Origin of the sequence: Shewanella putrefaciens (assembly GCF_016406305.1) — a bacterium.
In the GTDB taxonomy this organism is placed as follows: Bacteria; Pseudomonadota; Gammaproteobacteria; order Enterobacterales; family Shewanellaceae; genus Shewanella; species Shewanella putrefaciens_C.
The window spans coordinates 2,252,272-2,265,065 of sequence record NZ_CP066369.1 but is presented as its reverse complement, the minus strand read 5'-3'; the positions used below and the strand labels follow the sequence as shown (position 1 = coordinate 2,265,065).

14 protein-coding genes are annotated in these 12,794 nt (G+C 45.5%); 11 read left to right on the top strand and 3 right to left on the bottom strand.

Features of this window, described 5'->3' with window-relative positions:
- Positions 1–50 precede the first annotated feature (50 nt).
- On the bottom strand, positions 51–536 hold the full coding sequence (locus tag JFT56_RS09830; protein WP_198783427.1) for a hypothetical protein: 486 nt from the start codon (positions 534–536) through the stop codon (positions 51–53).
- 223 nt (positions 537–759) lie between these two features.
- Between JFT56_RS09830 and ccoN the strand changes: the two genes are divergently transcribed.
- The 11 genes from ccoN (at position 760) to ttcA (ending at position 10,950) form a co-directional block, all read left to right on the top strand.
- Positions 760–2,196 carry a cytochrome-c oxidase, cbb3-type subunit I gene (gene ccoN, locus JFT56_RS09825; RefSeq protein ID WP_198783426.1) on the top strand — a complete coding sequence of 479 codons (1,437 nt, stop codon included), beginning with the start codon at positions 760–762 and terminating at the stop codon, positions 2,194–2,196.
- A 12-nt stretch (positions 2,197–2,208) separates the two neighbouring features.
- Positions 2,209–2,835 (top strand): cytochrome-c oxidase, cbb3-type subunit II, encoded by a 627-nt coding sequence (gene ccoO, locus JFT56_RS09820; protein WP_198783425.1) that lies wholly within the window; start codon positions 2,209–2,211, stop codon positions 2,833–2,835.
- An 11-nt stretch (positions 2,836–2,846) separates the two neighbouring features.
- Positions 2,847–3,023 (top strand): cbb3-type cytochrome oxidase subunit 3, encoded by a 177-nt coding sequence (locus JFT56_RS09815; protein ID WP_198783424.1) that lies wholly within the window; start codon positions 2,847–2,849, stop codon positions 3,021–3,023.
- Positions 3,023–3,991, top strand: a complete 969-nt coding sequence (gene ccoP / locus JFT56_RS09810; RefSeq protein ID WP_198783423.1) for a cytochrome-c oxidase, cbb3-type subunit III — start codon at positions 3,023–3,025, stop codon at positions 3,989–3,991. The genes JFT56_RS09815 and ccoP overlap by 1 nt, the downstream gene beginning before the upstream one ends.
- 110 nt (positions 3,992–4,101) lie before the next feature.
- On the top strand, positions 4,102–4,581 hold the full coding sequence (locus tag JFT56_RS09805) for a FixH family protein (protein WP_198783422.1): 480 nt from the start codon (positions 4,102–4,104) through the stop codon (positions 4,579–4,581).
- Between the two features lie 22 nt (positions 4,582–4,603).
- Entirely contained in the window at positions 4,604–7,003 is a 2,400-nt protein-coding gene (locus tag JFT56_RS09800; RefSeq protein ID WP_198783421.1) for a heavy metal translocating P-type ATPase, read from the top strand.
- Between the two features lie 39 nt (positions 7,004–7,042).
- Positions 7,043–7,291: a cbb3-type cytochrome oxidase assembly protein CcoS gene (ccoS, locus tag JFT56_RS09795; protein ID WP_198783420.1), complete on the top strand. Its 249-nt coding sequence runs from the start codon at positions 7,043–7,045 to the stop codon at positions 7,289–7,291.
- The gene (locus JFT56_RS09790; RefSeq protein WP_198783419.1) at positions 7,288–7,980 is read left to right on the top strand and encodes a sulfite exporter TauE/SafE family protein; all 693 of its coding nucleotides are present in this window, start codon (positions 7,288–7,290) and stop codon (positions 7,978–7,980) included. Before ccoS ends, JFT56_RS09790 begins: the two co-directional genes overlap by 4 nt.
- 55 nt (positions 7,981–8,035) lie before the next feature.
- A complete protein-coding gene (etrA, locus tag JFT56_RS09785) occupies positions 8,036–8,788 on the top strand; it encodes an electron transport transcriptional regulator EtrA (RefSeq protein ID WP_198783418.1) in 753 nt (250 codons plus the stop codon).
- A 184-nt stretch (positions 8,789–8,972) separates the two neighbouring features.
- Positions 8,973–9,905 (top strand): universal stress protein UspE, encoded by a 933-nt coding sequence (uspE, locus tag JFT56_RS09780; protein ID WP_198783417.1) that lies wholly within the window; start codon positions 8,973–8,975, stop codon positions 9,903–9,905.
- Positions 9,906–9,981: 76 nt separating this feature from the next.
- Complete coding sequence (gene ttcA / locus JFT56_RS09775; protein WP_198783416.1) at positions 9,982–10,950, top strand: tRNA 2-thiocytidine(32) synthetase TtcA; 969 nt, start codon at positions 9,982–9,984, stop codon at positions 10,948–10,950.
- 75 nt (positions 10,951–11,025) lie between these two features.
- On the opposite strand, the gene JFT56_RS09770 is transcribed toward ttcA, so the two are convergent.
- Positions 11,026–11,649 (bottom strand): DUF2987 domain-containing protein, encoded by a 624-nt coding sequence (locus JFT56_RS09770; RefSeq protein WP_198783415.1) that lies wholly within the window; start codon positions 11,647–11,649, stop codon positions 11,026–11,028.
- On the bottom strand, positions 11,642–12,454 hold the full coding sequence (locus JFT56_RS09765; protein ID WP_198783414.1) for a glucosaminidase domain-containing protein: 813 nt from the start codon (positions 12,452–12,454) through the stop codon (positions 11,642–11,644). Before JFT56_RS09765 ends, JFT56_RS09770 begins: the two co-directional genes overlap by 8 nt.
- Positions 12,455–12,794: the final 340 nt, after the last annotated feature.

Genomic DNA, 12,794 nt, shown 5'->3' with positions numbered 1-12,794 from the left:
TTCGTCACCTATAAACGCTAAGAGGTAAAATCAGAGGCTTTACCCCAGAATTAGGCGTTACTGTCGGCAAGGAAGTCGAATGTGACCGCCTTAGGTTCGCCATTAAGGGTAAAACTGACAAATCCTCGCCAGACCATGTATCCACTGCTGCAAGAACCATAAATCATCTGGCCCTCATAGGCCTTTTCAGTCAGTTCACGAATATTGACGGGAATAACCCCCATAAACATATCTCTTCCCTCGAGGCGGATCTGCACATCGCGGATGGAAGATGAGGATAATAGCTTCAATGTTAATGGTTTTTCGCTTGGTGCATGACTAGGTGAAAGTGTGAATTTAAGCTCAACACCAGCCACGCTTTTAATGCATTCACCCCGTGAAAAATCACAAAGTGAGGGATCTTCCACTTTTTTTTCTGCGGCTTGTTCTGTTTTTTCATTGCAAGCACTGAGATTTAGCACTAATGCGGTGATGAACAAAGGGATAAACTGACGGATATGCACAAAAATTAACCTTGTGATGCAATGTGTTAACATTCTATTGTGTAGGTTGATCTAGATCAACTTTCCAGCCCCCTTCTTTGGTATCTTTTTTGACATAGCTCAAGTATCATTGCGAAACCTCATATTTGAGCACAAATGTGCAGGGTAACGCATTGACATGGCTCAACAACCCTAATAGGGAAGCGAGTTTTGTGTCATTTATAACAGGTAAAGCTCGTCTTTACTAAAAGTAAAAGTAATAAGCAGTGGAAGCATTATGATGAACCATTCCCAGCCAACAGGCGCTGATTACAATTACACCATTGTCCGCCAATTTGCCTTAACCACAGTTTTGTGGGGTATTGTTGGTATGTCAGTCGGTGTATTAATTGCGGCTCAGTTAATCTGGCCTCAACTGAACTTTGAAACACCTTGGTTAACGTATAGTCGCCTGCGACCATTACACACCAATGCGGTGATCTTCGCGTTCGGAACATCAGCCCTCTTTGCAACATCCTATTATGTCGTACAACGCACCTGTCAAACCCGACTATTTGCACCTAAGTTAGCCGCATTTACGTTTTGGGGATGGCAAGCCATCATTCTGTCAGCAGCCATCTCTCTGCCAATGGGTTTCACCCAAGGTAAAGAATATGCTGAGTTAGAATGGCCTATCGATATTGCCATCACTATCGTGTGGGTATCCTATGCAATAGTGTTCTTCGGCACTATTATCAAACGAACGACTTCGCATATTTATGTGGCGAACTGGTTCTTTGGTGCATTTATCATCACAGTCGCCGTACTTCACATAGTTAACTCTATGGCAGTACCCGTTAGCCTGTTCAAGTCATACTCTCTGTATAGTGGTGCCGTCGATGCCATGGTGCAGTGGTGGTATGGCCATAACGCGGTAGGTTTCTTGTTAACCGCTGGCTTCTTGGGGATGATGTACTACTTCGTACCTAAGCAAGCGGGTCGTCCGGTTTACTCATATCGTCTGTCAATCGTGCACTTTTGGGCACTGATCGCACTGTACATTTGGGCTGGTCCTCACCACTTACATTACACAGCGTTACCTGACTGGACTCAGTCTTTAGGTATGGTAATGTCACTGATCCTATTCGCACCTTCTTGGGGCGGTATGATCAACGGTATCATGACCTTGTCTGGTGCTTGGCATAAGCTGCGTACTGATCCTGTACTGCGTTTCTTGGTTGTTTCACTGTCTTTCTATGGTATGTCTACCTTCGAAGGACCTATGATGGCAATCAAAACCGTTAACGCCTTATCTCATTATACAGATTGGACTGTAGGTCACGTTCACTCCGGCGCGCTAGGCTGGGTGGCAATGGTCTCTATCGGTTCTCTGTATCACTTGATCCCTGTACTGTTCGGCCATGGCCGTATGTATAGCATCAAGTTAGTCAACGTCCATTTCTGGTTAGCGACTATTGGTACTGTGCTTTACATCGTGTCTATGTGGATTTCGGGTGTTATGCAAGGTCTAATGTGGCGCGCAGTGAATGCTGACGGTACTTTGACTTATAGCTTTGTTGAAAGTCTGGAAGCTTCTTATCCTTTCTACTTCGTACGTTTCCTCGGCGGTTGTTTCTTCTTAACCGGTATGTTGATCATGGCATACAACGTCGTTCGTACTGTGAAAGCCTCTAAAGATTCATTGCCAGCATTGGCTGAACCAACAGCGGCTTAAGGAGCAAACTCGATGAAATTTAATCATGAGATAGTTGAAAAAAACATCGGTTTGTTAGCGATATTTACTGTTATCGCTATCAGTTTCGGTAGCCTTGTAGAAATCACACCGTTGATTTTCCAAAAGGATACCACTGAACCTGTAGAAGGTTTAAAGCCCTACACTGCCCTGCAGATTGAAGGCCGTGATATCTATGTTCGTGAAGGTTGTTACAACTGCCACAGCCAGATGATCCGTCCTCTGCGTGCTGAAACTGAGCGTTATGGTCATTATTCTGTTGCCGGTGAGTCTGTTTGGGATCACCCATTCCAATGGGGTTCTAAGCGTACTGGTCCAGATCTTGCCCGTGTTGGCGGTCGCTACAGTGATAAGTGGCATGAAGTTCACTTAATCGATCCCCGTGCGGTAGTACCTCAATCGAATATGCCCGCCTTCCCTTGGCTTGCCGAAAACAAGTTAGACGGCAAACTGACTGGCGATAAGATGACTATTCTGCGTGACCTGCATAAAGGCGGTTACAAAGGTAATGATCTTTATACCGATGAAGAAATCGCAGGTGCTCAGAAAGCGGTTGAAGGCAAGACAGAAATGGAAGCCTTGATCGCATATCTTCAGTCTTTGGGTCACGCACTCAAATAAGGAGGCAATATATGGATTACGGCACATTACAAGGCATTTTGACCATCATTGTGATGCTGACCTTCGTCGGTATATTTGCTTGGGCATATAGCTCGCGTCGTCAAAAATCCTTTGATGAAGCGGCTAATCTTGTGTTTTCCGATGAGGAAATCGGCAAGAAATCGAAGGACTCAGGAGAGAATAAGTGATGAGTAGCTTCTGGAGTATTTGGATTAGCGTACTCTCGTTAATTGTGATCGCTGGATGTTTTCTATTACTACGTGTGTGTTCAAAAAACACCACGGATGTGAAAGAAGGCGAATCTATGGGGCACAGTTTCGATGGTATTGAAGAGCTCAATAACCCACTGCCAAAATGGTGGAGTTATATGTTCTATATCACTATCGTGTTTGGCTTGATCTATCTAGCCTTATTTCCTGGTTTAGGTAACTACAAAGGCCTATTAGGCTGGAGCAGTGCCAACCAAAGCATTGGTACTGAACAAGGTATCAAAGTCGATTCTGCAGCAGCGATTGCGCTAGCAGCGGAAGAAGGCCGTTATGTTCAGTATGATCAAGAAGTAAAACACGCTAACGAAAAATATGGTCCCATCTTCGCGGCTTACTTGGCGACACCACTAGAAGAATTAGTGAAAAACCAAGAAGCGTTAAAAGTGGGTGGCCGTTTGTTCCTGCAAAACTGTGCTCAGTGCCATGGCTCTGATGCTCGCGGTAGCAAAGGTTTCCCTAACTTGACCGATGGTGACTGGTTATATGGTGGCGATTTAGCCACGATTAAAACCACTATCATGGGTGGTCGTCATGGCATGATGCCACCTAAAGGTGGTTTGCCAATCGATGACAGCGAGATTGCGGGTTTAGCCGAATACGTTATTAAATTATCCGGTCGTGAGCATGACGAGAAACTCGCTGCTCTTGGTCAAGGTTCATTTATGAAAGGTTGTTTTGCGTGTCACGGTATGGACGCAAAAGGCAACAAACTCATGGGTGCACCTAATTTAACTGACGATGTTTGGTTATATGGCGGTAGCCGTGGCATGGTTGAAGAAACCATTAAACATGGCCGCGCAGGTGTGATGCCAGCGTGGAAGGACGTTCTCGGTGAAGAGAAAGTTCACGTGATCACAGCTTATGTTTATAGCTTGTCAAACAAGTAATTAGATATGAGTAACCCTAAGGCCTCGAAGACTTCGAGGCCTTTTTTTTAAAGTGCTAAAACCGCCTTTTAACGGTAAAATGGCGCAAATTTTTTGAATGGGTATTTAACATGAACGAACAACAAGCCTGGTATAAGCAGTTCTGGCCTTGGTTTTTAATTATTCTTCCCTTATGTGCTGTCGTCGCAAGTTTTACCACACTAAAAATTGCCCTCTCAAACTCAGACTCCTTAGTCGCCGAGGATTACTATAAAGATGGCAAAGCCATCAATATGGACTTAAGTAAAGTGAAGTATGCCAAACAAATAGGTATGCAATTTTCACTCGAGCAGAATCAGCATGAAGTGCTGCTGACTCAACACGGTGGTCCTGCTTACCAAGCCGCATTGAAAGTCGAATTTTACCACCCAACATTGGCAGACAAAGATCTTAAGCTGACCGTGACCGCCGATGCGAATCATGTCTACCGTATTACCCTGCCCGATGTACTCACAGGTCCATGGGAAGTGCGCCTAGAAGGTTTTGATGGCAAATGGCGTATTCATCAACGTGTTGAATTAAAAGATAATGTCCAGTTATGGTTGAATTGATTGTAGTTGAATAAGAATGGCTATGACACATCCAAGTTGTTTCCACTGTAATGAGCCCGTACTCACGGGCACACAGTTTGTGACTCGCATTAATGATCGTGATGAACTGATGTGTTGCCCGGGTTGTCAGGCGGTTTCCCAAGCCATTGTCGATGCAGGTTTACTGAGCTACTACAAATTTCGCACCGAACCTGGCAGTAAACAAACCGCCCTTGTCCCCGAAGCCTTAACGCAATTTAGTGCCTATGACTTGCCCGAAGTGCAGCAAGACTTTGTGCATTCAGTGGACAATATCGAATCTGTGTCACTCTCCATCGATGGCATTACCTGCGCAGCCTGTGCTTGGCTGATTGAGCATAAAGTGAAACAGCTCGCGGGCGTGAGCCAAGTGCTCGTTAACTCCACCACCCAAAGGGCGATGATCAGTTGGGATAAACGCGCGGTAAAACTGAGCGATATTCTCGGGCAAATTAGTCGCATTGGCTATCAAGCCGCGCCCTACCAAGTGGATGAGCAGGAACGAAGCAGCAAACAAAATAGTCGCAAATTTTTGCTGCGCTTAGGCTTAGCGGGCTTTGCGACCATGCAGGTAATGATGTTCGCCCTCGCCCTCTATACCGGCTATTTTACCGATCTTGACGTGCAGTATCGGGACTATTTTCGCTGGGTGAGCATGATTTTCGCCACACCTGTGGTGCTCTATTCGGCGCAGCCCTTCTATTTTAGCGCCATTCGCACCCTGCTTAGCGGCAAACTCAATATGGATGTGTCTGTCTCCATCGCGATTGGTGGTGCCTACACCGCAAGTTGTTTTGCTACCGTCAATGGCACAGGCGAAGTCTATTTTGAATCTGTGTCCATGTTTACTTTCTTTTTGTTACTCGGACGGTATTTCGAGCAAAAGGCCAGACAAAAAGCCTCGGTCAGCTCCAGTAATTTGCATAAGTTAGTGCCACTCACTGCGCATTTAGTGACTGAAAATGCTCAAGAAGAAGTTCCCGCCAAAAAGTTACGCCTCGATGATGTGATCCTTGTGAAACCCGGTGAAATGGTAGCCGCCGATGGTGTAGTGATTGAAGGCCACACTAGCATCAATGAAGCCATGCTCACTGGCGAGCAAATGCCGATCGAAAAACCTGTGACTAGCCAAGTTTACGCGGGCACCATCAATGTCGATCAACCCATCAAAGTCAAAGTTACTGCACTGGGGCAAGATCAACTGGTGGCCGAAATTATTCGCCTGCAGGAGCTTGCCTCCAATACAAAACCTGCAATTGCACTATTAGCCGATAAATTATCCCGCTATTTCTCGGGGACTATTCTGACTATTGCGACCATCACCTATTTGGTTTGGCTGCAGATTTCCCCCGAGGATGCCTTTTGGGTCACACTGTCGGTATTAGTGGCGACCTGCCCCTGCGCCCTAGCGCTAGCAACCCCAACGGCGGTGACCTGCGCCACCGCCATTTTTACCCGCCTTGGGATCATTACCCGTAAGGCCGGGGTATTTGAAAAACTGCCGCAGATTAAACATGTGGTCTTTGATAAAACCGGCACCCTTACCTGTGGTACTCTCTCTTTAGGCCACATAGCCTGCTATGGTGATATGGCACAGGATAAAGCACTCGCGATTGCCGCAGCACTTGAAAGTGGCTCCCGCCACCCAATTGCCAATGCGTTTGCACCCTATGTGGATAGTCGTCTTGTTGCCGAGCAAGTTCACCACGAAGTGGGTTTTGGGATCAAAGGCATAATAGAGGGTATTGAGTATCGAATTGGCAATGCCCATTTTACCGGGGCAAAAGTAGATAACAGTCTGACCCTACAGCAAATTTGGCTGGCCCGTTTAAACGGTGAAACTCCCGAGGTGATAGCCTGCTTCGATATTCAAGACAATATTCGTGTAGACAGCAAAGTGACAGTGGAGACCTTAAAACAACAGGGTTGCCTCGTCAGTATCGCCAGCGGTGATAGCTCGATGCACGTGCACCAACTGGCCAAAGAGTTAGGCATTGCGGATGTGCACAGCGGTTTAACCCCGGCCGATAAGCTCGCCTTGATTACCGAGTTACAAAAATCGACCCAAGTAGCCATGTTTGGCGATGGAATCAATGATGCGCCAGTATTGGCGGGGGCCGATTTGTCGGTCGCCATGGGCAGCGGCAGCGCTATCGCCAAAAACAGTGCCGACTTGATCCTACTCGGGGATCATCTGTCGCGCTTCACCCAAGCCGTGGCGGTCGCTAAACTGACAACCCAGATTATCAGACAAAATTTAGCCTGGGCGCTAGGTTATAACGCCCTGATCTTGCCTTTAGCCGTCACTGGCCACGTTGCACCTTATATTGCCGCGATTGGCATGTCGGCAAGTTCGTTGATCGTGGTCGGTAATAGCCTGAGATTATTGCGGGTTAAAGTGTAAACATCATTAAAAGTTTAACCAGAATAGTAAGAGGTCATTATGGAAATTATTTATGTGCTTATCCCTATTGCTATGATCTTTGTCGCCATCGCGGTAATGGTATTTTTTTGGGCTGTGAAATCAGAACAATTTGACGATCTTGACCGTCAAAGTGTTTCCATTCTGTTTGATGAAAACACCGATAAACCCGGCCAAACACCGACACCCGTCACTCAGACTGCAGCCCAGCATGATGAAATGGCTGCACAGCAAGCGATAAAAAATCAGCAAAAAGGCATGCCTTTGTGATTGAGTACAATGTCACTGGTGCATTTCTTGTTGGTTTGATGGGCGCAGCCCATTGCTTTGGCATGTGTGGCGGTTTAGTGGGCGCTTTTTCAGCCCAAATCCCTCATCCTAAAACAGGTAATCTCTTATCCCATCAGCTCAAGTATCTACTGAGTTACAACCTTGGGCGAATTTTGAGTTACACCTTAGCGGGTGGTTTGGTAGGCGCATCCTCGGCAGGTCTGGGTCACTTATTTCAACTGGATATCTACCTCATTGTCCTGCGTATCATTGCCGGATTAATGATGATCGCAACGGGACTGTATATCGCTAAAATTTGGGTTGGAATAGTGCAAATTGAGCGCGTCGGTCAATGGCTATGGCACTATTTAAAACCCCTAGCTCAACGCCTTGTTCCTATTAAAAATCCACATCAAGCGGTTATGGCCGGTTTTATATGGGGCTGGCTCCCCTGCGGTCTCGTCTATAGTACCCTGACTTGGTCCGTGGCTTCTGGCTCTGCAATTCAAGGCGCGTTCATCATGCTTGCTTTTGGTTTGGGTACCTTACCCGCATTATTGAGTGCTGGCGTGGCGGCAAAACGGCTTGCCAACTGGGTGCAAAAGAAAACCGTTAGACTATTGAGTGGCTTACTTTTAATCGCCTTCGGTGGGCAAACTTTATATATCGCACTGGCGCAGCTAAACTAGCCCAAGTGAGTGAATTGGTTTAACATGGCAACAGTGGCTTAACTTGAGAACCGACATGACAATCGAACAGAATAAAAATCGTCGCCCCGCTGCTAGCGGATGCACAATCCATTGTCACGACTGCAGTATGGGTACCCTTTGCATTCCTTTTACCCTTAATGCCAATGAACTCGATCAACTCGATGATATTATTGAGCGCAAAAAACCCATCCAGAAAGGCGAGCAGATTTTTAAATCTGGCGATCCCTTAAAATCACTCTTTGCTATCCGCTCTGGCACCATCAAAAGCTATACCATTACCGAACAAGGCGATGAGCAGATAACCGGTTTTCATTTGGCGGGTGATGTCATTGGTTTCGATGGTATTCACGCGCAGTTGCATCAAAGTTTTGCCCAAGCGCTCGAAACTTCCATGGTATGTGAAATCCCCTTTAATATTCTCGATGAACTCTCGGGCACTATGCCTAAGCTGCGCCAACAAATTATGCGCCTAATGAGCAATGAAATTATGAGCGATCAAGAAATGATCCTCTTGCTCAGCAAAAAAAATGCCGAGGAACGCCTCGCCGCATTTATTAGCAATCTTGCGAATCGTTTTGGCAACCGTGGTTTTTCACCCAAAGAATTCCGTTTAACTATGACTCGCGGTGATATAGGTAACTATCTTGGGCTTACCGTTGAAACCATCAGCCGCCTACTCGGCCGTTTCCAAAAATCAGGCTTAATTGAAGTGAAAGGCAAATACATCACCATAGTCGATCACCAAGAGCTAAACTTATTAGCCGGAAACGCCAGAATCGCGAGATAACTCACGCAGATAATCGCCCCCTTAATGGTGTTAATCCCAAACGTTGCGGCAAAACACTTGTGGGTTAATATTTATACTGCTTGAATGTTAGAGACTGTTTTTTAAATGACTTTTGATCTAGAACAATACAGCTAACTGCCAAAGGCTCATGATAAAGATGAGCCTATGACTAAAGGAACATGCTATGAAGGATTATCAAAAAATACTGGTTGTCGTTGACCCCACGACTGAAAATCAGGTTGCCCTCGCTCGCGCCGTAACCTTAGCGAGTAAATCTAATGCCCATGTGACTGTGTTTCTTTCTATTTTTGATTTCTCCTATGAAATGACCTCGATTCTGTCTAATCAGGAACGTGAAGCCATGCGTCAAGGGGTTATCGACCAACGATTAGCATGGATCCAAGACTTACTCGCGGCCTATAGTCATTTACAACTCAGTATCGACACCCAAGTCATTTGGCATAATCGTCCCTTCGAAAGCATTATTAACCATGCGATTGCAGGTCAATACGATTTGATTGTTAAGGGAACCCACGCCCATGACAAACTTAAGGCGGTGATCTTCACCCCAACCGATTGGCATTTAATGCGTAAAGCCCCAGTGCCGGTATTAATGGTCAAGGACCATGATTGGCCTGATGCGGGTAAAATTCTTTGTGCCGTCAACGTGGCAACCGAAGATACAGATCATCAAATGCTTAACGGTAAAATTATCGAGCATGCAAAGGATTTAGCCCTTAAATTTGCAGCCGAAGTCCATTTAGTCAATGGTTATCCGGGAACGCCGATTAACTTGGCGATTGAATTGCCCGATTTTGATGCGCAAACCTACAATGACACTATTCGCGTGCAACATGAACAACGTGTCAATTACCTTGCGAAGGCTTATGGCATTGATGAAAATCGTTGCCATGTAAAAGAAGGCTTACCAGAGGATGTTATTCCTGAATTAGCCGAGCAATTAGATGCAGAGCTTGTGATCTTAGGCACTGTAGGCCGCACTGGGTTCTCTGCGGCATTAATTGGCAATACCGCAGAGCATGTGATTGATAGCATTAATTGCGATTTATTAGCGATTAAGCCTGATGGTTATAAATCCCCCTTAGAAGAGGCTTAAAGCACTCCGCTCTTTACCCCGCCTAAGATAGCTGGAATAATACGCGCCCTGAAACTCTGTTACTGGGCGCTTTTTTATGTTGGAAGCTATGTCTGAAGTTATGGCGAGTCAAATGTCTGAAGAATTATCAAAAAAACAAACTACCCGTCTGAATAAATTGCAAAAGCGTCTGCGTCGTGAAGTGGGTAGCGCCATCGCCGATTACAATATGATCGAAGATGGTGATCGTGTCATGTGCTGCCTCAGTGGCGGTAAAGACAGCTATGCCATGCTCGATATTCTGATGAATCTACAGCAACGCGCGCCCATTCAGTTTGAAATTATTGCCGTGAATTTAGATCAGAAGCAGCCCGGTTTCCCCGAAGATGTGCTGCCCGCTTATCTGGATAAGTTAAACATCCCCTATCATATTCTCGAGAAAGACACTTACTCGATAGTAAAGGACAAAATCCCCGAGGGGAAAACCACCTGCTCCCTGTGCTCTCGCCTACGCCGCGGAACGCTCTACGGCTTTGCCCAACGTATCGGCGCGACAAAAATTGCCCTAGGCCATCACAGGGACGATATTATCGAGACCTTGTTCTTAAACATGTTCTTCGGCGGCAAGATGAAAGCCATGCCACCTAAACTGCTGTCGGATGATGGGGCCAATGTGGTTATTCGTCCTTTAGCCTATTGCCGCGAAAAGGATTTAGAGGAATATGCCGAGTTAAAGCAGTTCCCTATTATTCCCTGTAACCTATGTGGCTCACAGGAAAACTTAAAGCGTCAAGCCGTTAAAGATATGCTTAACCAATGGGATAGACAATATCCAGGACGTATTGAAACCATTTTTACCGCCATGCAAAATACCGCTCCATCCCAAGGTGTTGACCGTGAGCAATTTGACTTTATCTCGCTCAAACGCGACCCCAATGCACCGATGAAAGGGGATGTAGCCGAGGCCGACTTACCCGCCTTCGATTTTCTCGATATTGCCAATAATGGTCATATTGATTTAGATGCGGTTAAGCGTATCGATATTGTCAATGTCTATGAGGTTTAATGCCCTAGGCTAACAATAAAAATGCCCACAAATGTGGGCATTTTTATTGTGCTAAACTTTTTGTTTCTTAAAGCGTTATTTCACCCAGGGGCTTAATATCGCGGGGGGGTGGCTGAAACCTAATGAATTCACTGAATCAAGCTCTGCGGCGGTTAATTTAAAACTGCCTTTGATGTGTTGCTCACGCCCATCAACACTGACGCTAATGTCTTGCTCTGGGCTAAACTCAAAATTCAGTCCTGCAATTGGCTCCCTAAAATAGCGCATGGGGAATCCTTGCATGGTCCCAAGCAAATTATCCATTTCATCAACTAGTTGCTGCAACTGCGCTTTATCGTACTCTGTTAGGGTTCGCTTAGCACGGACCTGCATCGCAATGGCGCAACCCTCGGCACTGCCCGCAAAATTCAGATTAATTAAGGCCCGCTGGTCCTTTAAAGCATCATCGAAGGGGATAAATAATCGCTGAGCCGAGGTATAAGTTAATGGCGTTGAAGTTTTTTCACTTGAAATAGTACCGCTTTGTATAAAGCAATTAGGCTGCATAGGCACACTGAATGCCACTTCGACGAGTTGATAACCGCCCTTATTAACTTGCTTTAATCTATCGTAGAAACCTTTATATTCAAGGGATATGGTTGCTGAATGAGCCATAGACGTCCATAAACATAACCCTGCTAATAAGCATTTTTTATACATCAAGCTTCACCAAATATTTTTCATTGTGACGTAACATATCGAGTAATTCATCGATATAAGCTTCTTGCCTTTCAGAATAATTCACCAATCCATAAATTAATTGATCTGCGGTAGGCTCGAGTTCCTGCGACCGTAAGTCGGCGCGAATAGAGCGAAACAATGTGTAGGCCGTATTCGCATTTAAATTGCGCATATACGATGCCACTGAGGCATCTACTGAAGGGAAGACTTTGACTTCGTGGACTTTTCCTGAGCCGCGGGAAGATGGCACAATCCCACAACCCTCACTAAAGCACCATTCTCCGAAGAAATTAAAACCCTCCCGAGCGAAACGTGAACTTCCCCAGCCAGATTCATTTGCAGCCTGAATAAGCACCATAGATTCTGGCACTATATCAACACGTTTAAGCAGGCTGTTCAGGGACTTAGTGTCAATATTTCGCGCGGCATACTGATATTTATCAAAAAGTTGATTGAGCTGCGCTAGCTGTGTTTCCGATAGACTTTCACCATTCTCAATCAGCTTGCCCATGTCGCTGACAAAATCACGCTCAGTAGCAATAATGGCATTTTGTTGTTGAATAATGGGTCTTAGGAAATCGAAAAATGCTTTCTTCTTTTGCGTGATGTCGTTTATAGCTGAGAAGTCAGGTACTTGAGTCACAGGATCGACGGAGTTTTCCAATTGGGCCACAACGGAAACGGGCTCATCTGCAGTTGGGATGAGCCAAATTCTCAGCGAAAATATTGCTAATATCACCATGGCTAACGCCAGTGTAAATGAACCAATTCTACCCGTTTTCAATAAGCCACCTTTGTTCTCTCAGTTTGTATTGGCAAAATAAACGCCAGATTATATGCCATATCTTGGATTTTACGAAATCAACTGATCTTGAGCCAATATTCCTATGTGACATCAAGCGGATGTATGGCAAGCTTGTCGTTAGCGCTAAAACAAGTGCAAGCTCCCATAGGCGCAATATTAAAGTCGAATTTTTAGTGCATGCTTTTGACTGAGCTTTTATACTAAGGTTCCCATCGCCGACATAACCATTGAATACATTAAGATGGTTATAGATTGGAACCGTACCCACCTAAATTCAGTTCAAATAGTGTAATTTAGGTTTTACGAATGGACAGGCCAA

Coding starts and splice junctions, on each gene's coding strand:
- JFT56_RS09830 (WP_198783427.1), bottom strand. CDS start 536: ATGTTAACACATTGCATCACAAGGTTAATTTTTGTGCATATCCGTCAG.
- ccoN (WP_198783426.1), top strand. CDS start 760: ATGATGAACCATTCCCAGCCAACAGGCGCTGATTACAATTACACCATT.
- ccoO (WP_198783425.1), top strand. CDS start 2,209: ATGAAATTTAATCATGAGATAGTTGAAAAAAACATCGGTTTGTTAGCG.
- JFT56_RS09815 (WP_198783424.1), top strand. CDS start 2,847: ATGGATTACGGCACATTACAAGGCATTTTGACCATCATTGTGATGCTG.
- ccoP (WP_198783423.1), top strand. CDS start 3,023: ATGAGTAGCTTCTGGAGTATTTGGATTAGCGTACTCTCGTTAATTGTG.
- JFT56_RS09805 (WP_198783422.1), top strand. CDS start 4,102: ATGAACGAACAACAAGCCTGGTATAAGCAGTTCTGGCCTTGGTTTTTA.
- JFT56_RS09800 (WP_198783421.1), top strand. CDS start 4,604: ATGACACATCCAAGTTGTTTCCACTGTAATGAGCCCGTACTCACGGGC.
- ccoS (WP_198783420.1), top strand. CDS start 7,043: ATGGAAATTATTTATGTGCTTATCCCTATTGCTATGATCTTTGTCGCC.
- etrA (WP_198783418.1), top strand. CDS start 8,036: ATGACAATCGAACAGAATAAAAATCGTCGCCCCGCTGCTAGCGGATGC.
- uspE (WP_198783417.1), top strand. CDS start 8,973: ATGAAGGATTATCAAAAAATACTGGTTGTCGTTGACCCCACGACTGAA.
- ttcA (WP_198783416.1), top strand. CDS start 9,982: ATGTTGGAAGCTATGTCTGAAGTTATGGCGAGTCAAATGTCTGAAGAA.
- JFT56_RS09770 (WP_198783415.1), bottom strand. CDS start 11,649: ATGTATAAAAAATGCTTATTAGCAGGGTTATGTTTATGGACGTCTATG.